This is a genomic window from Mesorhizobium sp. B263B2A (genome assembly GCF_020165775.1).
Lineage (GTDB): Bacteria > Pseudomonadota > Alphaproteobacteria > Rhizobiales > Rhizobiaceae > Mesorhizobium > Mesorhizobium opportunistum.
Genome location: NZ_JAIUIU010000034.1, coordinates 1 through 22,894 on the forward strand (window position 1 = coordinate 1; position 22,894 = coordinate 22,894).

General features: G+C 64.5%; 21 protein-coding genes. 4 read left to right on the forward strand and 17 right to left on the reverse strand.

The window, feature by feature from the left end; all coding sequences use genetic code 11:
- Nucleotides 1-246: 246 nt before the first annotated feature.
- The 4 genes from LB568_RS30310 to LB568_RS30325 form a co-directional block, all read right to left on the reverse strand.
- Entirely contained in the window at nucleotides 247-1,536 is a 1,290-nt protein-coding gene (locus LB568_RS30310) for a cysteine desulfurase-like protein (protein ID WP_224732084.1), read from the reverse strand.
- Nucleotides 1,537-1,585: 49 nt separating this feature from the next.
- Nucleotides 1,586-2,260 carry an amino acid ABC transporter permease gene (locus LB568_RS30315; RefSeq protein ID WP_023766380.1) on the reverse strand — a complete coding sequence of 225 codons (675 nt, stop codon included), beginning with the start codon at nucleotides 2,258-2,260 and terminating at the stop codon, nucleotides 1,586-1,588.
- A gap of 144 nt (nucleotides 2,261-2,404) precedes the next feature.
- Nucleotides 2,405-3,202 carry an ABC transporter substrate-binding protein gene (locus LB568_RS30320; protein ID WP_224732085.1) on the reverse strand — a complete coding sequence of 266 codons (798 nt, stop codon included), beginning with the start codon at nucleotides 3,200-3,202 and terminating at the stop codon, nucleotides 2,405-2,407.
- Nucleotides 3,203-3,600: 398 nt separating this feature from the next.
- A complete protein-coding gene (locus tag LB568_RS30325; RefSeq protein WP_224732086.1) occupies nucleotides 3,601-4,362 on the reverse strand; it encodes an HpcH/HpaI aldolase family protein in 762 nt (253 codons plus the stop codon).
- Between the two features lie 121 nt (nucleotides 4,363-4,483).
- Here LB568_RS30325 and LB568_RS30330 point away from each other — a divergent pair, with 121 nt between their 5' ends.
- Nucleotides 4,484-5,572: an LLM class flavin-dependent oxidoreductase gene (locus LB568_RS30330; protein WP_224732087.1), complete on the forward strand. Its 1,089-nt coding sequence runs from the start codon at nucleotides 4,484-4,486 to the stop codon at nucleotides 5,570-5,572.
- A gap of 24 nt (nucleotides 5,573-5,596) precedes the next feature.
- Here LB568_RS30330 and LB568_RS30335 read toward each other — a convergent pair whose 3' ends face one another.
- The 13 genes from LB568_RS30335 to LB568_RS30395 all read right to left on the reverse strand — a co-directional run bounded on the left by LB568_RS30335 (nucleotide 5,597) and on the right by LB568_RS30395 (nucleotide 19,572).
- Nucleotides 5,597-5,992, reverse strand: coding sequence for a RidA family protein (locus LB568_RS30335; RefSeq protein ID WP_224732088.1), 396 nt, complete (start codon nucleotides 5,990-5,992; stop codon nucleotides 5,597-5,599).
- A 58-nt stretch (nucleotides 5,993-6,050) separates the two neighbouring features.
- A complete protein-coding gene (locus tag LB568_RS30340) occupies nucleotides 6,051-7,199 on the reverse strand; it encodes an acyl-CoA dehydrogenase family protein (protein ID WP_224732089.1) in 1,149 nt (382 codons plus the stop codon).
- A 227-nt stretch (nucleotides 7,200-7,426) separates the two neighbouring features.
- On the reverse strand, nucleotides 7,427-8,239 hold the full coding sequence (locus tag LB568_RS30345; protein WP_224732090.1) for an enoyl-CoA hydratase family protein: 813 nt from the start codon (nucleotides 8,237-8,239) through the stop codon (nucleotides 7,427-7,429).
- Nucleotides 8,236-8,706, reverse strand: a complete 471-nt coding sequence (locus tag LB568_RS30350; protein ID WP_013891350.1) for a MarR family winged helix-turn-helix transcriptional regulator — start codon at nucleotides 8,704-8,706, stop codon at nucleotides 8,236-8,238. The genes LB568_RS30345 and LB568_RS30350 overlap by 4 nt, the downstream gene beginning before the upstream one ends.
- The gene (locus tag LB568_RS30355; RefSeq protein ID WP_224732091.1) at nucleotides 8,700-9,473 is read right to left on the reverse strand and encodes an SDR family NAD(P)-dependent oxidoreductase; all 774 of its coding nucleotides are present in this window, start codon (nucleotides 9,471-9,473) and stop codon (nucleotides 8,700-8,702) included. Before LB568_RS30355 ends, LB568_RS30350 begins: the two co-directional genes overlap by 7 nt.
- Nucleotides 9,470-11,764 (reverse strand): bifunctional salicylyl-CoA 5-hydroxylase/oxidoreductase, encoded by a 2,295-nt coding sequence (locus LB568_RS30360; protein WP_224732092.1) that lies wholly within the window; start codon nucleotides 11,762-11,764, stop codon nucleotides 9,470-9,472. The genes LB568_RS30355 and LB568_RS30360 overlap by 4 nt, the downstream gene beginning before the upstream one ends.
- 143 nt (nucleotides 11,765-11,907) lie before the next feature.
- Nucleotides 11,908-12,507 carry a VOC family protein gene (locus LB568_RS30365; RefSeq protein WP_224732093.1) on the reverse strand — a complete coding sequence of 200 codons (600 nt, stop codon included), beginning with the start codon at nucleotides 12,505-12,507 and terminating at the stop codon, nucleotides 11,908-11,910.
- A 77-nt stretch (nucleotides 12,508-12,584) separates the two neighbouring features.
- Nucleotides 12,585-13,421 (reverse strand): ATP-binding cassette domain-containing protein, encoded by an 837-nt coding sequence (locus LB568_RS30370; protein WP_224732094.1) that lies wholly within the window; start codon nucleotides 13,419-13,421, stop codon nucleotides 12,585-12,587.
- Nucleotides 13,414-14,292 (reverse strand): ABC transporter ATP-binding protein, encoded by an 879-nt coding sequence (locus tag LB568_RS30375; protein ID WP_224732095.1) that lies wholly within the window; start codon nucleotides 14,290-14,292, stop codon nucleotides 13,414-13,416. The genes LB568_RS30370 and LB568_RS30375 overlap by 8 nt, the downstream gene beginning before the upstream one ends.
- Nucleotides 14,289-15,137: an ABC transporter permease gene (locus LB568_RS30380; protein WP_224732096.1), complete on the reverse strand. Its 849-nt coding sequence runs from the start codon at nucleotides 15,135-15,137 to the stop codon at nucleotides 14,289-14,291. The genes LB568_RS30375 and LB568_RS30380 overlap by 4 nt, the downstream gene beginning before the upstream one ends.
- Entirely contained in the window at nucleotides 15,130-16,137 is a 1,008-nt protein-coding gene (locus LB568_RS30385; RefSeq protein WP_140570243.1) for an ABC transporter permease, read from the reverse strand. The genes LB568_RS30380 and LB568_RS30385 overlap by 8 nt, the downstream gene beginning before the upstream one ends.
- A gap of 220 nt (nucleotides 16,138-16,357) precedes the next feature.
- On the reverse strand, nucleotides 16,358-17,887 hold the full coding sequence (locus tag LB568_RS30390) for an ABC transporter substrate-binding protein (protein WP_224732097.1): 1,530 nt from the start codon (nucleotides 17,885-17,887) through the stop codon (nucleotides 16,358-16,360).
- Between the two features lie 110 nt (nucleotides 17,888-17,997).
- A complete protein-coding gene (locus tag LB568_RS30395) occupies nucleotides 17,998-19,572 on the reverse strand; it encodes a phytoene desaturase family protein (RefSeq protein ID WP_224732098.1) in 1,575 nt (524 codons plus the stop codon).
- Nucleotides 19,573-19,690: 118 nt separating this feature from the next.
- Between LB568_RS30395 and LB568_RS30400 the strand changes: the two genes are divergently transcribed.
- From LB568_RS30400 to LB568_RS30410, 3 genes are all read left to right on the forward strand, one after another.
- Complete coding sequence (locus LB568_RS30400; RefSeq protein WP_140570233.1) at nucleotides 19,691-20,482, forward strand: cyclase family protein; 792 nt, start codon at nucleotides 19,691-19,693, stop codon at nucleotides 20,480-20,482.
- Nucleotides 20,483-20,793: 311 nt separating this feature from the next.
- Complete coding sequence (locus LB568_RS30405) at nucleotides 20,794-22,365, forward strand: phytoene desaturase family protein (protein ID WP_224732099.1); 1,572 nt, start codon at nucleotides 20,794-20,796, stop codon at nucleotides 22,363-22,365.
- Entirely contained in the window at nucleotides 22,365-22,847 is a 483-nt protein-coding gene (locus tag LB568_RS30410) for a MarR family winged helix-turn-helix transcriptional regulator (RefSeq protein WP_013891338.1), read from the forward strand. The genes LB568_RS30405 and LB568_RS30410 overlap by 1 nt, the downstream gene beginning before the upstream one ends.
- Nucleotides 22,848-22,894 lie beyond the last annotated feature (47 nt).

Below are 22,894 nucleotides of genomic sequence, written 5' to 3' on the forward strand. Positions count from 1 at the left end.
CAGGCGAAGGTGGTCCGTCGCGGAGATCGCCATACCGCGAAGATAGCGATCCTTCGCGCCCCCCTCTGTCCTGCCGGACATCTCCCCCACAAGGGGGGAGATTAGCAGCTTCGGCGCCCCGCTTATCGCTGAGGCGTTGACGATTAGCGAAAGCCGCGATGACGTCCAATCTCCCCCCTTGTGGGGGAGATGTCCGGCAGGACAGAGGGGGGCGCTGTCCCGCCGGCATCTCGCGAAGAGATCAGCTCACGACAGCTTCGCAACAATTGCGCGCAACGCCTCGCCGAAACGGTGGATCTCCTCGACGGTGTTATAGTGGACCAGCGAGGCGCGGATGGCGCCGCTGTCCATCGACAAATTGAGCCGCTTCATCAGGCGCGGGGCATACATGTGGCCGTCGCGGATGCCGATCTGCATCTCGGCCATTTCCTCGACGATCCGTTGCGGCGACAACTTGCCGATGTTGAAGCAGAAAGTCGGCACGCGCTCATGGATGCGGCCCTCCTCGGCGACGCCGTAGATTGTCGCCCCACACCCTTTCAGCACAGCCAGCATCTCGCGCGCTAAAAGCAGCTCATAGTCACGGATGGCGCCCATGCCGGCGACGATGTTCTCGCGCCGCGAGCGGTTGTTGGAAGGTGCTAGATTGCGGCCGATCAGTTCCAGATACTGCACGGCGGCATCCATGCCCGACACGTTCTCGTAGATGAAGGTGCCGGCCTCGACCTTGTAGGGCGGCTCGTCGGGGATGAAATCCTCGCGGAAGGTCGGCAGCCGCTTCAGCGTTTCGAAGCGGCCCCACAGGAAGCCCATATGTGGCGAGAAGTTCTTGTAGCCGGAGCAGACGAGATAGTCGCAGTCCCAGGCCTGCACGTCGATCAGCCCGTGCGGTCCGTAATGGACGCAGTCGAGGAACACTTCCGCGCCGGCCGCGTGCGCAATTTTTGCCACGGAAGCGACATCGACGATCGAGCCGATCGAATGCGCCGTCACCGTGCAGGCGACGAGGCGGGTGCGCTCGCAGACCAGCGGGCGCAGATCGTCGACATGCAAATTGCCGTCCTCGCGCATCCGCCACCACTTGAATTTGGCGCCGGCGGGTTCCAGCGCGAGCCACGTGGCGATGTTGGCATCGTGGTCCATGTCGGTGATGACGATCTCGTCGCGCTCTCCTTCCGTGTCCTTGGCAAGCATTTGGCCGATGCCGAGGCTGACCAGTCGGATGAACGAGGTGGCGTTCATGCCGAAGCAGATTTCCGCCGGGCTGTAGGCGTTGATCAGCAGCGCCACGCTCTCGCGCGCGTCGGCAACCGATTGGTCGACGGTGACGCTGCGGCCATAGCGGCCGCCGCGCTGCACATTGTGCGAAACCAGATGGTTGGTCACCGCGTCGAGCACGCTCTGCGGGATCTGCGCGCCGGCGGCGTTGTCCAGGAAGATGAAATCGCCGGCCCGTTGCAGAGCGGGAAACATGGCGCGGATGGCGTCGACGGGGAACGCGGCGGCGCTCGCATTGTCGGTTTGGTGCTTGTTCACGGGCAGGCTCCTGCGAAGGACTTGGTCGGGGTGGGTTAGGTTGGCGAGCTCAGCGCGTCTTTTCGGTCTTGAAGCGGTCTTCAAGCAGGCTGACGAGGCGGACCATCGGCCAGAGGAAGATGAGATAGACCAGCGCCGCGCCGATCAGCGGCGAGGGATTGGCGTAGAGCGATTGCGCATTGGTTGCTTCTTTCAAGAGTTCCGGCAGCGCCACCGTCGAGGCGAGCGAGGTGTCCTTGAACATCGAGACGCAATTGCTGGTCATCGGCGGGATCACCACGCGCACCGCTTGCGGCAGCACCACCTTGCGCAGGGTCAAAAGGAACGGCAGGCCAAGCGCCTGCGACGCCTCGAACTGGCCGCGCGGAATGCTCTCTATGCCGGAGCGGAACACTTCCGCCGAATAGGCCGACATGATGATGGCGAACGCCGTCACGGCGGACGCCCAGGACGACAGGCGAATGCCGAGGAAGGGCAGCGCGTAATAGATCAGGATCAGCACCACCAGCACCGGCAGGGCCCGGAAAATGTCGGTGTAGCCGACCGCCAGCCACCGCAGCGGCTTCGGTGCATAGAGCCGCAGCAGGCTGATCACCAGTCCGATGGGGATGCCGATGCCGATGCTCAGGATTCCGAGCAGCAGCGTGTTCAGGAAACCGCGCAACAGCGCCGGCAGGCTCGACGCGATGACATCGGCGTTGAAGAAAGTGTCGATCAGCGACATGGGAGCGTTCCCGAGAGCAACGGATGCTCAGGTTGAAACCAGTTGACCCGCGCCTGCAGCGGGATGGCCTGCGGCAGTCGGTGCCGGAGCATGAAATGAATCGTGCCGGCGTGGAAGGCCGGCACGATGTCAATGCATTGCCGCTCAGGCCTTCGGCAGCGGCATTTCCTTGACGGTCGACGAATCGGCCGGCGCGTCGCTGCCGAACCACTTCTTGTGGATCGCGGCCAGCGTGCCGTCCTTTTTCATCGCGGTCAGCGCGTCGTTCAGCTTGCCGAGCAGCGGATGGTCCTTGGTCATCATCAGGCCGTACTGTTCGCCGGTCTTGATGCGCTGCTTGACCTTCAAATCCTTCATCTTGGTGAACGAGTATTCCATGCCCGGAATGTCGCTGACGGCGGCATCGACGCGGCCGGCGCTGAGGTCGAGCAGCAGGTTCTGCTGCGTGTCGTAGCCCTTCACGTCGCTGAAGCCGTCGGCTTCCTGGTGCCCCTTGACCCAGGTCTCGCCGGTCGAGCCCGAAAGCACGCCGACGATCTTGCCCTTGAGGTCGGCCTCGGTACTGATTGCGCTGTCGGTCTTCGTGGCGATGCCCATGTCGGAATCATAGTAGGGCTGCGTGAAGGACTGCGACTTCAGCCGCTCCGGCGTGATGGTGATCGACGAGATCGCGACATCGATGCGCTTCGAGGTGGTAGCGGCGAACAAGGCCTGGAAGCCGAGATCGGCGATGTCGGTGGTCATGCCGGCGCGCTTGGCCGCTTCGTTGACGATGTCGACCTCGAAACCCTCGAAGGTGCCGCTCTCGTTTTTGTACTCGAAGGGCGGATTGGTCGGGTAGGCGCCGACATTGAGCACATCGGCGGCATAGGCGGTGGCAGGGCCGGCGGCGATACCGATGGTGGCCGCGAGCAGGATGAGATTGCGACGGGTGAGCTTCATTGGTTGGTCCCTCTGGGGTGTTCCCTCTGGTTGTTGATCGGGCGGGTTCCCCCGCACGGTTTCTTGCCGTCCCACCTCCCAGCGGGGCGTCAATTCATAGCGGCGACCCTGCGCGCGCGATTGGTGAGATTCACTGTATGCGGATCACGGGCGCGCACGCCATCGAAAGCATAGCGCGCGTTCGACGATGACTGGGCCGGTACAAACGACAAGGACTGAACCCCTCCCACCCCGAACTCGACGACGGACTGGCCGGCAACCCCTTTGGCACGGCAGTCGCCCATCGACTTTGAATGCTATCCAAAGTGAGGCGCTTTTCAAGGCGAAAGTTTTAAGCTTAAAAAGCTTGGCTGGCCTGTTGTGTGGCCGATACGCCTTTTTGCCTGGCTGCGCCCGCCTCAAGCCAATTCGTCGCGTGCGGCGGCACAGTTGGCCGCGGTGCCGGCGCCAAGAAACATCGTGTCGCTGGCCAGCACGAAGAAACTCGCCCCGATGGCCGCCCATCGGCCGACATTCTGCGGGCTGGCGCAAAATATGCCCGATGTCCTGCCATGGGCGACCGTCGCGCCGATGATCGTCCGGATTGCATCCGTGAGCCTGTCAGCGCCCTTCGGCCCGATCGCATCGATCGACACCGAGAGATCGCCGGGACCGACGAAGACCATGTCGACGCCTTCCACGGCCGCGATCGCCTCGATGTTGGCCAACCCCTCCGCTGTCTCGACCTGGACCGCGACGACGATCCTGTCGTTGGCGCCGGCCAGATATTCGGGAATGCGATAGCCATAGCCGGCGGCCCGGCCGGGTCCGACGCCGCGCTCGCCCTTCGGCGGATAGCGAGATGCCTTCACCGCTGCTTGCGCCTGGGCGGCGGTCGAGACGCGCGGCACCAGCACGCCTTGCGCGCCGCTGTCGAGTGCGGCCTGGATCGCTTCCGGCGCATGGCCGGGAACGCGCACCATCGCCGGCACGCGGTGGACATCGGCCGCACGCACCATGGTCTCGATCATGTCGCGCGAAATCTGGGCATGCTCCCAGTCGATGCAGAGGAAATCGAGGCCGGACTGCGCCATCACTTCGACCGCGACGGGATGAGGAATGGCGGCGAAGGAACCGACGAGGTTCGTCCTGCCGATGCATTTCTGGCGGAATTCGCTCATGCCGTCCCCTTTTTCATGCTGCCTGGATTCATATCCGCAAACCATCGCCGGACGAAGCTATTTCATGCTTGAAATATTTTCGCGGGGCCGTAGCGTGCAACCTTCGCCGGGAGGTCGCGACATGAAACCACATCCCCTGCACGGTCCCAACAAACTGAAGCTCGGCGTCTTTTCCACCAATGCCGATGGCGGCCTGGCCATCACCGATGTGCCGGAACGCTGGACGGCAAGCTGGCAGGACAATCTGACGGCAGCGCAAATCGCCGACCGCGCGGGCCTGGAGTTCATGCTGCCGATCGCCCGCTGGCGCGGCTTTGGCGGCCGCAACAATGTGCGCGAATGGTCGTTCGAGACTTTTACCTGGGCGGCGGCGCTCGCCATGGCCACCGACAGGATCGGCCTGTTCATGACCGTGCATGTGCCGCTGGTGCATCCGCTCTATGCCGCCAAGGCGCTGGCAACGGTCGACCACATCAGCCAGGGCCGCGCCGGCCTCAACATCGTCTGCGGCTGGAACCCTAGGGAATTCGGCATGTTCGGCACGCCGCTCGTCGAAAAGGGCTACGACCAGGCTGCGGAATGGATCGAGATACTCGAAAGGCTTTATGCATCGAGCGAGCCTCTCGACTATGAGGGCACCTACTATCGTCTCAAGGAAGCCGTCAGCCGGCCAGTCAGCCTGCAGGTTCCGCGCCCGGTGACCATGAACGCCGCGTTCGGCGGCCCGGGCCGCGATTTCGCCGCCGCCCGATGCGACTATCTGTTCACGACCTTCTCGGAGATGGGTGACGCCGGCAAGCATGTCGCCGACATCAGCGAGCGGGCCGACAGAGTGGGCCGGGATGTCGGCGTCTACACCGTGGCGCATGTCGTCTGCCGCCCGACCATGGAGGAGGCGCAGGCCTATTACACGCGCTATGCCGTCGATATGGCCGACCACGACGCGGTCGATGCCCATATGGCCGGCAAGAAGGAATTCTCGCAGTCGCACGACCCGCATGCCTATGACCGCTATCGGCAGCGTTTCGCCGGCGGCGCCGGCACCTATCCGCTGATTGGGACGCCGGAAACGATTGCTGCCGACATGGCCGCCATTGCCGGACATGGCTACCAAGGCATCGCCCTGTCCTTCGTCAATTACACGCAGGAGCTGCCCTATTTCTGCGACCATGTGCTGCCGATTTTACGGAAGGCGGAGCTGCGCGCATAAATTATTCCGGGAACAACGAATTCTTTATTCCGGGATAACCGCCGTCGCCTGGATCTCCACCTTGGCGCGGTCCTCGACCAGCGCCGTCACCTGCATGGCGGCCATCGCCGGAAAATGCCGGCCGATCACCTCGCGGTAGGCCTCGCCGATCCCCCTGAGATTGGCCAGGTATTCGGCCTTGTCGGTGAAATACCAGGTCATTGAGGTGATGTGCTGCGGCATGGCGCCCGCCTCGGCCAGTACCGCCACGATGTTCGCAAGGGTCTGCCGCACCTGGCCGACAAAATCGTCGGTTTCGAACTGGCATTGTCCGTTCCAGCCGACCTGTCCGCCGACGAAGACGAGCCGACCGCGCGCCGCGACGCCATTGGCGTAGCCGACCGGTTTGGCCCAGCCCTCCGGCTGCAAAATCTCGTGCATTTCAAGCCTCCCGGTATTTCAAAAAAATCCAAGTCTCAAAATCGAATGCCGCTCGCCGTCAGGCCGCGCCCATCACTTGCCGCGCGATGACCACTTTCTGCACGTCCGAGGCGCCCTCATAGATGCGCAGCGCGCGGATCTCGCGATACAGGCTTTCGACGATATGGCCTTTGCGGACCCCGTCGCCGCCATGCAGCTGCACGGCCTTGTCGATCACCTCTTGCGCCTTGTCGGTGGCGAACAGCTTGGCCATTGCCGCCTCGCGCGTCACCCGGGCCGCGCCCATGTCCTTGGTCCAGGCGGCGCGGTAGACCAGAAGGGCCGCCGCGTCGACGTCGAGAGCCATGTCGGCGATGTGTCCCTGCACCATCTGCAGTTCGCCCATCGGCGCGCCGAACAGCTTGCGCTCGGCCACCCTCTTGATGCTCTCATCCAGCGCGCGGCGGGCAAAGCCGAGCGCCGCCGCGCCGACGGTCGAGCGAAACACGTCCAGCACCGACATGGCGATACGAAAGCCGTCGCCGGGCTTGCCGATCAGTGCGGAGGCAGGCAGGCGGACCTGATCGAAGGACAGCCGCGCCAGCGGATGCGGCGCGATCACTTCGAGACGCTCGGCGATGCCAAGTCCCTTGGCGTCGCCAGGCACGAGGAAGGCCGAGAGCCCCTTGGCGCCCGGCGCCTCGCCGGTGCGGGCAAAGACGACATAGAGATCGGCGATGCCGCCATTGGAGATCCAGGTCTTCTCGCCCGTAAGCACATAGCCGTCGCCATCCCGGGTCGCCGTCATCTCGGTGTTGGCGACATCCGATCCGGAGCGCGGTTCCGACAAGGCAAAGGCCGAAATCGCCTTGCCGGCGCGTGTCTTCGAAAGCCATTGCTGCTGCTCCGGCGTGCCGAACAGGCTGAGCGCGCCAGTGCCCAATCCTTGCATGGCAAAGGCGAAGTCGGCCAGCCCATCATGGCGCGCCAGCGTCTCGCGCGTGATGCACAGAGTGCGCACGTCGAGTGGTGCGGGATTGTCCGTGTCGAGCGCCGTCGGTTTCAACCAGCCGTCGCGGCCAAGTTTCGCCACGAGTTCGCGGCAGGCGGCGTCGACGTCGTGGTGATCGACGGGGAGGTTTTTGGCGCACCAGGTTTCGAGGCGCTCAGCGAGGTCGCGATGGCGGGTTTCGAAGAACGGCCAGTTGAGGAAGGAACGGTCAGGCATTGGTGCCTCCGCGGTTGAGGCGTTGCGCTCTACGGCGCCCCCCTCTGTCCTGCCGGACATCTCCCCCTCTAGGGGGGAGATTGGCAGCTTGGGCGCCGGCGCCCATCTTGCGGCGCTGGCGATTTGCGAAAGCATGTACGACAGCCGATCTCCCCCCTAGAGGGGGAGATGTCCGGCAGGACAGAGGGGGGCGCTGTCCCGCCAACGTCTCCAAAAAACCGCCCATCTCAATCCCCCTCGAACACCGGCTTTTCCTTGGCCACGAACGCCCGGTACGCCCGCTCGAAATCGCGCGTCTGCATGCAGATCGCCTGCGCCTGTGCCTCGGCCTCGATCGCCTGGTCGAGGCCCATCGACCATTCCTGGTTCAACTGCGTCTTGGTGATGCCGTGGGCAAAAGTCGGGCCGGAGACGATCCGCGCCGCCATGTCGAGCGCGTCGGCCTCGAGCGCTGCGGCATCGACCAGCCTGTTATAGAACCCCCAGCGCTCGCCCTCGGCGGCCGTCATGGTGCGGCCGGTGTAGAGCAGTTCGGCCGCCCGACCCTGGCCGATGATGCGCGGCAGGATCGCGCAGGCGCCCATGTCGCAGCCGGCGAGGCCGACGCGCGTGAACAGGAAGGCGGTCTTGGCTTCCGGCGTGGCGATGCGGATATCGGAGCTCATGGCGATGATGGCGCCGGCGCCGACCGCGACGCCGTCGACCGCCGCGATGATCGGCTTGCCGCAGTTCAGCATCGCCTTGACGAAATCGCCGGTCATGCGGGTGAAGGCCAGGAGCTCTTTCATGTCCATCTTGACCAGCGGGCCGATAATGTCGTGGACATCGCCGCCGGAGCAGAAATTGCCGCCGTTGGACAAGAACACGACGGCATCGACATCGTCGGCATAGACGAGGTCGCGGAACGTGTCGCGCAGTTCCGCATAGCTGTCGAAGGTCAGCGGATTCTTGCGCTCCGGCCGGTCGAGCCGGACCTTGGCGATCCTGCCCTCGACTTCCCAGAGGAAATGCTTCGGCTTGAGCCCGGCCATCCCGGTCATTCGCGTCCCTCCCAGTTGCTGCGGAATGAGGTCAGCATGCCTGTCAGCCGTCGCGCGTCGTCCTCGCTGACCTTGCCCAGCAGTTCACCGATCCAGCCCTCATGCGCGGCGGCGATGGTGGCAAAGGATTTGGTGCCTTCATCGGTCAGCCGCACCATCGAGGTGCGGCGGTCGCCGTTGCGGCGCGCGCGGGCCACCAGCCCTTCCGAGACCAACCGGTCGACAATGCCGGTGACATTGCCGTTGGACACCAAAAGGAAGCGCGACAGGTCGCTCATCAGCATGCCTTCCGGGGCGCGATAAAGTGCAGCCATCACGTCGAAGCGCGGCAGCGTCGTGTTGAAGTCCTTCTTCAGCCGCTCGCGCAGTTCGGCCTCGATGGTGCGCGAGGCACGCAGCAGCCTGATCCACAGGCGCAAGCGGTCCTTGCCGGGTCCCGATGGCGCGGGCAGGGGGCCGGCTACCATGTTTCACCTCCCGAGATGGAAATCGCCTGTCCGGTGATCGATTGCGCCGCGTCGCCGCACAGCCACAGCACGGCGGCGGCAACCTCTTGCGGCTGGATGAAGCGGCCTTGCGGGTTGGTCGAGGCGAGGCTTGTTCGCGCTTCCTCGGCCGAGCGGCCGGTCTTTTCGATGATGCGCTGGATGGACTGTTCCAGCATGTCGGTCTCCACGAAACCCGGACACACGGCGTTGACAGTGACGCCGGATTTCGCCGTCTCGGCGGCAAGAGCCCGCATCAGGCCGACGACGCCATGCTTGGCGGCGACGTAAGGCGCGACATAGGCGTAGCCTTTCAATCCGGCCGTGGAGGCGATGAACACGATCCGCCCTGCCTTGCGCGCGGCCATTCCCGCCAGTGCCGGCTTCACCGTCAGGAAGGCGCCGGTCAAATTGACGTCCAGCGTGCGCTGCCAATCGGCGAGCGTCGTCTTGTGCGCCGGCATGCTGCCGGCCATGCCGGCATTGGCGACGACGATGTCGAAGGCCCCCCGCGCAGCTTCCGCCGCTTCATAGAGCGAGGCCATAGACTCCTCGTTGGTGACATCGGCAGTGATGCCAAAGATGCGGTCGCTTTCGCCGGCCACCTTGGCAAGCTCGGCTTCCCGGCGACCGCAAATGGTGACGTCGATGCCGGCGCCCGCCAGCGCCAGCGCGATGGCCCGGCCGACGCCGGAACCGCCACCGGTGACCAGCGCGTGCTTGCTGGGGATCCCGGTCGCGCCCGTCATACTTTCAGCCCCGCGGCGGCATCGCGTTCAGCCAGGCGGTAGAGCTGGTCGCGTCCGGGCAGATAGGGATCGGGCCACTTCACGCCGCGGTCGCCGAGCGTCACGGCGGCATGCAGCGTCCAGTAGGGATCGGCGAGATGCGGCCGGGCCAGTGCCACCAGGTCGGCGCGGCCGGCCATCAGGATCGAATTCACATGGTCGGGTTCATAGATGTTGCCGACAGCCATCGTGGCCATGCCAACCTCGTTGCGGATGCGGTCGGAAAACGGCGTCTGGAACATGCGGCCGTAGACCGGTTTCGCCAATACCGACGTCTGGCCGGCCGAGACGTCGCAGATGTCGACACCGGCTTCATGCAGCAGTCTTGCGATTTCGACCGCGTCGGCCGGTGTCACGCCGTCGATGCCGACCCAGTCATTGGCCGAAATGCGCATCGAGATCGGTTTTTGTGCCGGCCAGGCGGCACGCACAGCGCGGAAGATTTCGAGGGGATAGCGCATGCGGTTTTCCAGCGAACCGCCATATTGATCCGTGCGCCGGTTGGTGACCGGCGTGATGAAGGACGACAACAGATAACCGTGCGCGGCGTGGATCTCGAGCATGTCGAAGCCGCATCGGTCGGCCATCTCGGCCGAAGCCACGAATTCGTCGCGCACCTGGTCCATGTCGGCGCGGTCCATCGCCTTCGGCATCTGATTCTGCGGCGACCACGCGACGGCCGACGCCGCCATGACCGGCCAGTTGCCCGAGGTCAGCGGCACGTCGGTGCCTTCCCAGCCGAGCCGGGTCGAGCCCTTGGCGCCGGAATGGCCGATCTGGGCGCAGATCTTGGCCTCGGTCTCGGTGTGGACGAAATCGACCAGCCGCTTCCATGCCACCTCGTGTTCGGGCGCGTAGAAACCGGGACAGCCGGGCGTGATCCGTCCCTCGGGGCTGACGCAGGTCATCTCGATATAAATGAGGCCGGCGCCGCCCTTGGCCCGCTCGGCATAATGGGTGAAATGCCAGTCGGTCGGGCAGCCGTCGACGGCCTTGTACTGCGCCATCGGCGAGACGACGACGCGGTTGCTGAGCTGCATGTCGCGCAGCTTGAACGGGGCGAACATCGGCGCGCGGCGCAGGCTGTTGCCGCCGGCGCCGGCCTGGCGCTGGAACCATTCTTCCGCGCCACCCAGCCATTCGGCATCGCGCAGCCGCAAATTCTCGTGGCTGATGCGCTGCGAGCGGGTCAAAAGCGAATAGTTGAACTGCACCGGATCGAGGCCGAGATAGCGCTCGACTTCCTCGAACCATTCCAGCGAGTTGCGTGCCGCCGACTGCAGCTTCAGCACCTCGGTGCGCCGCGCATCCTCATATTTGCGGAAGGCTGCGTCGAGATCCGGTTCGGTCTCGACATACTCGGCCAGCGCCACGGCGCTTTCCAGTGCGAGCTTGGTGCCGGAACCGATCGAGAAATGCGCCGATGCCGCCGCGTCGCCCATCAAGGCCAGGTTCTTGTAAGACCAGCGCTCGCACAAGACGCGCGGGAAATTGATCCACGCCGAGCCACGGATGTGGTTGGCATTGGTCATCAGCGAATGACCACCAAGATGTTTGGCGAAGATCTTCTCGCAAACGGCGATCGATTCCTGCTGCGTCATCGCGCCGAAGCCGAAGGCAGCCCAGGTCTGTTCGCTGCACTCGACGATGAAGGTCGCGGTGTCGCTGTCGAACTGGTAGGCGTGCGCCCACACCCAGCCATGCTCGGTCTTCTGGAAGATGAAGGTGAAAGCGTCGTCGAATTTCTGGTTGGTGCCGAGCCAGACGAACTTGCACTTGCGGGTGTCGATGTCGGGCTTGAAGATATCGACGAAGCTGTTGCGCGCCCTGGAGTTCAGCCCGTCGGCGGCAACAACCAGATCGTGCGTCTCCATGTAAGGCCGGGGATCGGCGATATCGCTCTCGAACATCAGCTTGACGCCGAGTTCGCGCGCGCGCCGCTGCAGCAGGATCAACAGCCGCTTGCGGCCGATGCCGCAGAAGCCGTGGCCCGACGAGACTGTGCGCACACCGTCATGGATGACGGCGATGTCGTCCCAATAGGCGAAATGCTTCTTGATCCAGACGGCGCTGACCGGGTCGTTCTTCGACAGATTGTCGAGCGTCTCGGCCGACAGCACGACGCCCCAGCCGAACGTGTCGTCGGCGCGGTTGCGCTCGTACACCGTCACATTATGCGCGGCGTCCCTGAGCTTCATCGAAATGGCAAAGTAGAGGCCGGCTGGTCCGCCGCCGAGAACCGCAACCTTCATCCGTGCGATCTCCTCTTCGCTTGCTGCATCTCAAGTATCGCGCCGGAAGCCAGATATTTCAAGCTTAAAGTTTTATGCCGAAATCATTGGCCGACATCGGGGCGGCGCGCTTGCGTGTCGCTCCGCAAGCGCGCTGCCAAATATCACTTTTCCGGGTTCTTGGGGCTCCACAGCACGGTCTCGGCGCCCTTCTCATAGGCCATCCCCGTGGGATAGCTGATCGCTTCCAGTTGCAGTCCCCAGGGCGCCTGGAAATAGAGGATGGTCTGGCCGGCGGCGGGCCCTTCCTTGACCGGCAACGGTCCCATCCTTGTCTTGACGCGCTTGCCGTCGAGATAGGCTTTGGCGGCGGCGACATCGTCGACATAGAAGGCGATGTGGAAGCCGCCAATGTCGCTGTTCTTCGGCGTCAGGTCCTTCTGGTCGGGCGCGGTGTATTTGAACAGCTCGATGTTCGATCCATAGCCGCAGCGGACCATGGTGACCTGCTCGATGACAGCCTTGGGATCGACACCCAGGAGATCCTGCATGAAGGTGCCCTTGTCGTCGGCGAACGGGCCGAACGACATCGCCTTCTTGCAGCCGACCACTTCGGTGAAGAAGTCGACCGCTTGCTTCATGTCGGGAACGGTGATGCCCGTGTGATCGTGGCCGCGCATGCCCGGGATCGAGCCGGCGGTGGCCATGCCGGCGCTGCCGAGCATCGCGGCGGCGAGCGTTGCAATTGTGATTGTGGTCTTCATGTCGGTCCTCTCCATTTGACGGGACTTGGCTCTTTGTGGTCGCACGTCCGGACCCGCTCTTCGGCGTGCATATGCATTCATGTCGGTGCCTTGGCGGCGGAAGGAATGTCCAGCCAGCCCGCATCGATCTCGGGCAGCGGAATGGCTGCGATGAGGTCGCGCGTGTAGGCCTGCCGCGGCTTGTCGAACAGCGCGTCGGTGGCGCTCGCCTCGACGATCACGCCCTCGCGCATGACGATCACCTGCTGGCACAGCCGCCGGATGACGGACAGATCGTGGCTGATGAAGGCGACCGTCAGCCCCATCTCCGCCGCGAGCTTTTCCAGCAGAGTGAGGATCTGCGCCTGCGTCGACACATCCAGACCCGAGACGATCTCGTCGGCCAGCACGAATTTCGGCGACAGCGCCAGTGCGCGCGCAATGCCGACGCGCTGGCGCTGGCCGCCAGACAGTTCGTGGCGGTAGCGGCCGGCGAAGCTCTGCGGCAGGCCGACCCGCTGCAAAGCTTCGGCGACGCGGCTCTTGAGGTTGTCGCCAAGGCCGTTCTGCTTGAGCGGCGCGGCGATGATGCTGGCGATGGTGCGGCGCGGGTTGAGCGACGACATCGGATCCTGGAAGATCATCTGCAGGTCGCGGCGCAACGGCAGCAGCTCCATCTCCGGCAGATGGGTGATATCGCGGCCGTCGAAGCGGATGCTGCCGGCGCTGGGTTCCGAGAGCCGCACCAAGGCGCGGCCGAGCGTCGATTTGCCGGAACCGGATTCGCCGACGATGCCGGTCACCGATCCCCTCGGCAGGTCGAAGTCGAGACCCTTCAGAATCTGGGCTAAGGGTGCGCGGCCGATCAGCGGCTTGCGCGTCATGTCGGGCAACGCGACCTTCAGCCCGCGCACGCAAAACAGCGGCTCAGCCATGCGGTCGCCTCCAGGCCTGGTCGGCGGCGGCAATCTCGGCAGCCAGTCCAGTCAGCACCGCCTCGTCGACCGGTTTCAGCGAGGCGAGCGGGTCCGTGTAGCGCGGCGTGGCAGCCATCAACGCCCGTGTGTAGGGATGCTGCGGGGCGGCGAAGAGGGCAGCCGTCTCGGCCTCTTCCACCACTTTGCCGGCATAGAGCACCGATACCTTCTGGCTGATCTTGGCGACGACGCCGAGGTCGTGGGTGACGAACAGGATCGCCGTGCCATGCTCGCGCTGCAACTGCGCGATCAACCGCAGGATCTGCTTCTGCACGGTGACGTCGAGCGCCGTCGTCGGCTCGTCGGCAACGATCAGCCTTGGCTCGGCGGCGAAGGCGGCGGCGATCAGCACGCGCTGGCGCATGCCGCCGGAAAGCTCGTGCGGATAGCTTCTCAGCACGCGGTCGGGGTCGCGGATCTGCACCTCGTCCAGCAACTGGCGAATTCGAGTATCGGCCTTCTCTGCGCTCCAGCCGAGAATGCGTACCAGCCGGTCGGTCATCTGCGAGCCGATGCGGCGTGACGGGTTGAGTGCGGTCAGGGGATCCTGCGGGATCAGAGCCGTGCGCGCGCCGATCAGCGTGCGCCGTGCCTTGGGCGCTAGCTTGCCAAGATCCTCGCCTTCGAGCCGCATGTCGCCTTCGACGATGCGCACGCTCGACGGCAATACGCCGAGCACCGCCTTGCCGATCATCGTCTTGCCAGCGCCGCTCTCGCCGACCAGCGCGCGGACCTCGCCGGGCTGTACTGAGAGTGAAACCGAGCGCAGCACGCGTTGGCCGTTCGGCAGCAAGGCGCTCAGATTGGCGATGTCGAGACAGGCGCTCATCGCAGCACCGGGTCGAAACGCGTCTTCAGCGCTTCGCCGAACTGGCTGAACGACAGCACGGTGAGGATCAGCGTCACCAGCGGAAACACCAGAACCCACCAGGCCTGATGGATCGACAGCCGGCCTTCGGCGATGATGCCGCCCCAGGTCGGATCGTCGGTCGAGATCGACAGATTGACGAAGGACAGGATCGCCTCGACGATGACGGCGATGCCCATTTCCAGCGACAGCAGGGCCACGATCGAAGGCACCACATTGGGCAGCACTTCGCGCAGCATGATGCCGATGCGGCCATAGCCGGCGATGCGGGCATTCTCGACATAGTCCATGCGCGACTGGCCCATCGCCTCGGCGCGGATCACCCGGCAGAAGCGCGTCCAGTCGATGACGGCAATGGCGATGATGACCGAGCTGAGACCGGTGCCGAGCACGGCAACCAAAAGGATGGCGAACAGCACCGGCGGGAACGCCATCCAGACATCGACGATGCGCGAGATGATGCGGTCGGCCCAGCCGCCGAAATAGCCGGCGATCAGTCCGAGCGTCGAGCCGACCAGGCAGGCGGCGATGGCCGCGGCAAAGGCGACGATGAAGGCGATGCGTCCGCCGAAGATCAGGCGGGACAACAGATCGCGGCCGAGGCTGTCTGTGCCCAGCCAATAGCCGGGTTCGGCTCCATCGATCCAGAACGGCGGCAGCCGTTCCAGCATCAAATCCTGCGCCAGCGGATCCTGCGGTGCGACCAGTGGTGCCAAGATCGCCGCTAGAAGCGCCAGCAGCAGCCAGCCGCCGGCCAGCCACAGCCTGGGACTTAGCCCGCGTCGTGAGGTGCGCGCGTTATCCATGGCGCAGCCTCGGATTGAGCAGTGCATACATCATGTCGACGGTAAGGTTGATCAGCACGAAGAGCAGCGCGAAGACCAGCACGATGCCCTGGATCAGCGGGAGGTCGCGGTTGATGACGGCATCGATTGCCATGTTGCCGAGGCCCTCATAGGAAAACAGCCGTTCGACGATGACCGTGCCGCCGATCAGAAAGGTGAACTGCACGCCGACCAGTGTCAGCGTCGGCAAAGCGGCGTTCTTCAGCGCCTCGCGCAGAATGACCTGCGTTTCCGAAAACCCCTTCACCCGCGCCAGCACGACATAGTCGAGGTCGAGCACTTCCTTCAGCGACTGCTTCAGCAGTTGCGAGATGATCGCGGCCAGCGGCAGCGCCAGCGCCACAGCCGGCATCAGCATGTGCTTCAGCAGGTCCCAGGTCAGGTCGAAGCGCAGGCGTAAAATGCTCTCGAACAGATAGAACTGGGTGACGAAGGGCAGGTCGAGCTGCGGCGACACGCGGCCGGAAATGTCGAAGATCGGCACCAGCACGCCGAACAAAAGGATCAACACCAGGCCCCACAGGAAGTCGGGAATGGACAGTGCCGCCCCGCTGGCGATGTCGATGCCGGCCTCGACCGCGGTGCCGCGTTCACGAGCGCCGAGGACCGCCGTCGTGCCGCCGAGCGCCACCGCCATGACGAGCGCGACGATGGCGAGTTCCAGCGTCGCCGGCAGCCGGTTGAAGACAAGGCCGAGCACATCTTGCCTGAGCGAAATCGAGGTGCCGAAATCGCCCCGGGCCACGCCGGACAGCCAGATGAAGAATTGCTGCACGATCGTCTTGTCGAGCCCATAGAGCGCCCGCAGCCGGGCAATGTCGGCATCGGTCGCGCCGGGCGGCAGCATCATGGCGATCGGATCGCCGGGCGCGACGCGGATCACGACGAACACGACGACGGCCACGCCGAACAGCGTGATCAGCATCGTCAAAAGACGGATCAGGAAGCGTTGCAGGAGCATGCCGGCGTAAGTCCAGTGCGTATAAGCGACTGATGGAACGAACGGCCCCCTCATCCGGCCGCTTCGCGGCCACCTTTTCCCGAGGGGACAAGAGGTCACGGATGGCTGCGCCCGTTCCTTCTTCCCGGCGGGGAGAAGGTGGCCCGAAGGGCCGGATGAGGGGGCCTGCGTAAGTTGGAGAGGCACGCCGTCTTTGCGACGGCATGCCTCCTAGCTTGCCTCAGGCCGGGGTCATCAAGGCCGGCAAAAGGGCGCCGGACACATGCTGGACCACGTTGACGCCCTTGGCATGCACGATCGGCTGCGCGTACTGCATCAGCGGCAGCACATAGGCCTGCTCGGCGATGTATTTGTCGACCGCCTTCCAGCCGGCAATGCGCTTGGCTTCGTCCTTCTCGCCCCATAGCGGGTTGATCATGTCGATCAGGTCCTGGCTGTCCCACACGGAATGCGGGCTCGGGCCATACATGGCAAAGCCGGTCGAAGTGGTTGGGTCGCCGATGGCATTGCCCCAATTGTAGAAGGCGGCTGGCGCCAGCTTGTCGGCGGCGCGCAATTCATAGTGCTTGGCGATTTCGTAGACCTCGATCGTCGCCTCGATGCCGACCTTGCGCCACATGCCGACGATCGCCTGGATCATCTCATAGTCCTTGGGTTTGAAGCCCTTGGTCGTCTGGATGGTGAACTTGACCGGCTTCTCGGGCGAATAGCCCGAGGCTGCCAGCAATTCCTTGGCCTTTTCCGGATTGTGCTCGACCTTGATCGAGGCGTCGAAGGCCGTATACTCCGGTGTCTCCAGCGTAGCGATCGGCTGGCCATAGCCCCGCAGTAGCCGCTTGACCAGAAGCTCCTTGTCCACCGCCATGACGGCGGCTTGGCGGACATTCTTGTCCAGCATCGCTTCAATGTCGTTGAAGAAGATCATGCCAATGTCGGAAACCGGCTTGCACGAGCCGGCAAGTCCCTCCTTGGCGATCAGCCGGTCATACTCCTCATAGGGGATTTCGAGCGTCACCTGCGAGGAGCCGGACTCGATCTCGGCGACGCGGCTCGCCGCATCGGCGACGAACTTGATCGTCACATTCTCGAAGGCCGGCTTGCCGCCCCAGTAGGTCGGATTAGCCTTCAGCCGCAGGAAGGCATTGCGCTCGAACTTCTCGACCATGTAGGGGCCGGTGCCGATCGGCGCTTTCTCGAAACCTTCGGCGCCTACCTTCTCGTAATAGGCCTTGGGCAGGATGTAGCCGGTCAGGAACGACATCCATTTGAAATAGACCGGGTCGAACTGCACGACATCGCCGGTGATCTTGTTGCCGTCGATCTTGAAGTTGTTGACGTTCTTCCAGACGAACTGGATCGGGTTGCCGGTCTTTTCGTCGCCCGCCCGCTGCAGCGACCACACCACGTCCTCGGGCGTGAAGGGCGAGCCGTCATGCCATTTGACGCCTTCGCGCACCGTCATCATCACCTTGGTGCGGTCGTCGTTCCAGCCCCATTCGGTGAGCAGGCCCGGCGCGAAGGACAGGTCCGGCTTCTGCGGGATGAACTGGTCGAACACCGACTGGTAGAGGCCCTGGATCGTCGGGTTGACCGCCGAGGGTCCGGTGGTCGGATCCCAGGACGGTAGGTTGACGTTATAGGCGATGGTCAGCTCACCGGCAGCGGCTTTGGCCATTTGCGGCAGGCCAACGGCGGCCACCCCGAGTGCCGCGGCACTGTATCCGAGCAATTCGCGTCTGTTGATTGTCATGGTCGTTCCCCTTGTTGGTTATTGTCGTTGCGCGGCGGTGTCGGTTCATTGTCTCGGGCTTCGTGGGCAGCAGCGCCTTGCCCCTCGTCGCCTCCATAAAATCTTCGGGCCTACCTCCCGCCAAGCTGTTGCGCGAGCATGAAGCCCGAGGCCGCACCGGTGCCCGCGCCCGGCCATGTCGCGGCTCCGGTGAGATGCAAATTGGCGACCGGCGTGTTCCAGCCGGCATAGCCGCGTGCCGGGCGGAACAAAAAGTTCTGCGCCAGATGGTGGCTGCCGCAGACCTGGTCGCCACCGACGAGGTTCGGGTTCTCGCGTTCGAGGTCGATGGGCGAAAACACCGCCCGGCCGAGGATTTTGCTCCGCAGACCGGGCGCGTAGGTCTCGATGATATCGAGCACGCGCTCGGCGTAGACATCCTTGACCTGGTCCCAATGCGCGGGCGCGATCTTGCCGGCGGCATCACCCAGGATTTCGGCGGGCAGCATGCGCACCTGCACCCACAGCACATGCTTGCCCTGGGGTGCGCGCGACGGATCGATCGCGGTCGGCTGGCCGACGACCAGCACCGGTTCGTCCGGCAGCATGCCTGCCATCGCCTGCTGGTAGGTGCGCGACATGGCGTCGAGCGACGGCGACAGGTGCACATAGGCGAACTGCCGAAGTTCTGATCCCGCGCGCCAGTCCGGCAAGTCGTCGAGCGCCAGGTGGATCATCATCGTGCCCGGCGCATGGCGGAATTTCCGCATCGCCGTGTCGAAGCCGGCATCGCCCGAACCGTTCGCCAGCAGCTTGCCGGTCAACGCCCTGGGCGCGACGCCGGCGATGACCGCCCTGGTGGCTGTATGCGTTTCACCCGAGGCGAGCCGCACGCCGGTCGCCTTGCCGGCGGAAACCGTGATTTCCGCCACCTCGGCGCCGGTCACGATCCTGCCGCCGGCGGAGGTGACCATGCCCGAGAGCGCCCGGATGATGGTGTCGGCGCCGCCCTTGCCCAGCACCATGCCGAAGCTCTGGTTGGCCATCGATTCCAGATAGGGGAAGACGGCGCCGCCGGCGATGTCCGGCGCGAAATCGAGATGCATGCCCCAGGTAGCGAGCGTCGCCCGCACATGCGGCGACTCGAAGTTTTCTTCAAGCCAGGCGCGGGGCGAAGACAGCAACAGCCGGCTAGTGTCGAGCGCGCCGGCAATGCCCTTCTTGCGCCACAGGTTCCACGCCGTGCCGGCCAGTGCGCGGGCGCTCATCGGCAGTCCCAGCAGCCGGAACAGATGCTCGGCCTCCGCCGGGAAGGCGGCAACTAGCCTGCGCCATGCTGCTGCATCGGCGGCGGAGAAGGCGGCCATGCGGCTCGCGGTTTTCTCCAGGTCGTTGCTGACGCCGAACCAGCGTCCGTCGGGAAAGGCGCTGGCGAAACAGTCGGCGACCGGCGCGAACTCCAGCCCCTGGGCTTTCAATTCATTTGCATATTTCCGGTGGAAGGCGGAGCCGGCAAACAGGCTGAGATTCATCGCGCCGAAGTCGTGGCGGAAGCCGGGAAGAGTATATTCGCGCGTCTGGACGGCGCCGCCGATTGCTGCGCTGCACTCGAAAATCCCGGTTTTCCAACCTTTGAGCGCCAGATGCGCGGCGCATGCCAGACTGTTGTGGCCCGCCCCGACAAAGATGGCGTCGAACTCGCTCACGCCCCGTTCCCATTTCCTTTATGCTTAAAGATAATTGCAGATGCATATGTTTTCGTCTAGTAGGATATTAAGGGCCGAGACGAGCCTTGATCATCATCGAAAAGAGGGAACAGAGACCATGGACACCCAAAAACTCCTCGGCGAGGTCGCCGGCCAGTTGCTTTCAGGCGCCATCAGGGTGGTCGACCTGTCGGCGCCGCTCGGGCCGGACACGCCCTTGATCAAGCTACCGCCTGAACTCGCCGTCGACACGCCGAAGATCGAAATCCACAACATCTCCCGCTATGACAAGAACGGCCCGTGGTGGGCATGGAACTGGCTGAAGCTCGGCGAGCATTCGGGTACGCATTTCGATGCGCCGCAGCATTGGATCAGCGGCAAGGACTATCCGGACGGCGCCACCGACACCATTCCGGCACAGAACTTCGTCGGCCCGGTCAATGTCATCGACTGCTCGAAGGAAGCCGCCGCCGACCATGATTTCCTGCTCACCGTCGACCACATCAAGGCATGGGAAGCCGAGCACGGCGCGATCAATGCCGGCGAATGGGTGGTGATGCGCACCGACTGGTACAAGCGCAACGGCTCGGAAGCCGAGTTCCTCAACGCCAACGAGACCGGACCGCACACGCCCGGCCCGACGGCGGAAGCCATCCAGTTCCTGATCGGCAAGAACATCAAGGGCTGGGGCTCGGAGACGATCGGCACCGATGCCGGCAAGGCCGGCGGCATGGAGCCGCCTTTCCCGGCCCACACGCTGATGCACAAGGCCAATCGCTACGGGCTGGCCAGCCTTTGCAACCTCGACCAGCTGCCGCCGAAAGGCGCCATCCTGATCGCCGCGCCGCTGAAAATCGAGCACGGCACCGGCAGCCCGATCCGCGCCCTGGCGCTGGTGTCGGGAAAATAGGGCGAGGTGGGTCTTCGGGAGAAGATCATGAGTGAAGGCGATGCGTTGGTGACAGGTGAGGGGTGGCAGGCTTGCAACGCCGCCACTCTACGGCGCCCCCCTCTGTCCTGCCGGACATCTCCCCCTCCTGGGGGGAGATTGGCCTTCACCACGATCGTTTTCGCGAATCTACGACGCTGCAAGAATGAGCAGAGCGCCGAAGCTGCCAATCTCCCCCCAAGAGGGGGAGATGTCCGGCAGGACAGAGGGGGGCGCCGTAGAGCGCAATCCCACGCGATTGAACTGCAGTGTCCGCCCGCAGGAAACCCCCGATGAAAGCCCCCGATCACATCATCGTCGGCAGCGGCATCAACGCGCTGGTCTGCGCGGCGATGCTGGGCGGCAAGGGCGCGAAGGTGCTGGTGCTCGAGCGCAACGACCGCATCGGCGGCTGCATGCGTACCGAGGAGATCACCGCGCCCGGCTTTATCCATGATGTGATGGCGACGACCTTCGTGCTGTTCATCACCTCGCCGGCCTTTGCTGCATTGGGCGCTGACCTCGCCCGGCACGGCCTGGAATTCTGCCATACCGGCTCGCCAACTGGCGTGCTGCGGCCGGACGGCAGCCATGCCGTGCTCGGCACCGACCGCGCCGCCAATGTTGCCGCCCTCAATGCGATCGCGGCTGGTGACGGCGACCGCCACGCCGACGATGTCGGCGGCATCGAGCGCAATGCCGGCCTTTTGTTCGGCCTGCTCGGCGGCAGCCTGTGGTCCTACCCGACGGCGAAGCTGCTGGCTGGCGATGCCTGGCGGCGCGGTCCGCGTGGCCTTGGCGCCTTTCTCGGCGAAGCTTTGGTGCCGGCGCGCGGCTGGCTGGAAAGCACCTACCAGTCCGAGACCATCCGCGCGCTGTGGGCGCCCTGGGTGCTGCATGCCGGGCTCGGGCCCGAAGATGCGTTCTCCGGCCAGATCGCCAAGGTGATCGCCTTCGCGCTGGAAGCGGCCGGCGCGCCGATCGTCAAGGGCGGGGCGAAGAACCTGCTTTCGGCCTTCGAGGCGTTGATCACCGAACGCGGCGGCGTCATCTCCACCGAAGCCGACGTTGCCTCGATCATCCTGGCTGGCGGCCGCGCCACCGGCGTGCGGCTGGCCTCGGGCGAAACGGTCCATGCCAGCAAGAGCGTCATCTGCTCGGTGACGCCGACGCAACTCTACGGCCGGCTGCTCGGCGCGGAGGCGCCCAAGGTCGATATTGAGGCGACGCAGAAATATCGCTACGGCAAGGGCAATTTCCAGATCCACTACGCCCTCGACAAGCCGCCGGCATGGCGGGGCAATGGCTTGGACAAGGTGGCGCTGCTGCATCTGACGCCTGGACTGGACGGCGTATCGAAGGCCTGCAACGAGGCGGCGCGCGGCATGCTGCCGGAGGTGCCGACCATCTGCGTCGGCCAGCCGCATGCGCTCGATCCGTCGCGCTGCCCGGAGGGCAAGGCGATCCTGTGGCTGCAACTGCCAGAGGCGCCTCGCTTTATCAAGGGCGACGCCGCAGGCAAACTGCAGGCCCCGGCCGACGGGCAATGGACCGACGCGTTGCGCGAGGCCTATGCCGACCGTGCCGAAGCGATCCTCGCCAGCCACATCGATGGCTTCAAGGACAGCATCATCGCGCGCCGCGCCTATTCGCCGGCCGATCTTGAAGCGATGAACATCAACCTGGTCGGCGGCGATCCCTATGGCGGTTCGTCGGCCCTCGATCAGTCCTTCCTGTGGCGGCCGTTCAAGACCAGCCGCAACCATCAGACCGGCATCAAGAACCTCTACCATATCGGCGCCTCGACCCATCCGGGCGCGGGCCTCGGCGGCGGTTCCGGCTTTCTCCTGGCGGGGAGGATGTGATGGAACAGAAGGTCGCCGAAAAGCGCCAGCGCATCTCGACCCTCGGGCAAATCGGCCTGCAGCAATTCGCGCCCTACCTGATGAACCGCATCATGGGCCGCTACAACGCCACCTTGCGCGACGATTTCCGCAAGCAGGGCCTGACCATTCCGCAGGTCCGCACGCTTGCCGTGCTGTCGGTCACCGACGGCATCACCGTCAATGATCTTTCGGTCTACACGGTGATCGAGCAGTCGACCTTGAGCCGCACGCTCGATACGCTGGAAGGCCAGGGCCTCGTTCGCCGCGAGCAAGGCGTCACCGACAGCCGCATCCGCCATGTCTTCCTGACCGACGAGGGCCGCGCCGAGTTCGCCCGCGCCTGGCCGGCCATGCATGACGCGTTCGAGGCGATGTTCGACGATGTCGACGATGCCGAATATGCAGCCCTCATCGCCACGCTGCAGAAGATGCTGAAGAACATTCGCAAGCACGACATCTGATGCATGTCGCCCAAAACTGGATCCGGTTTGGGGAAACGACATGCATA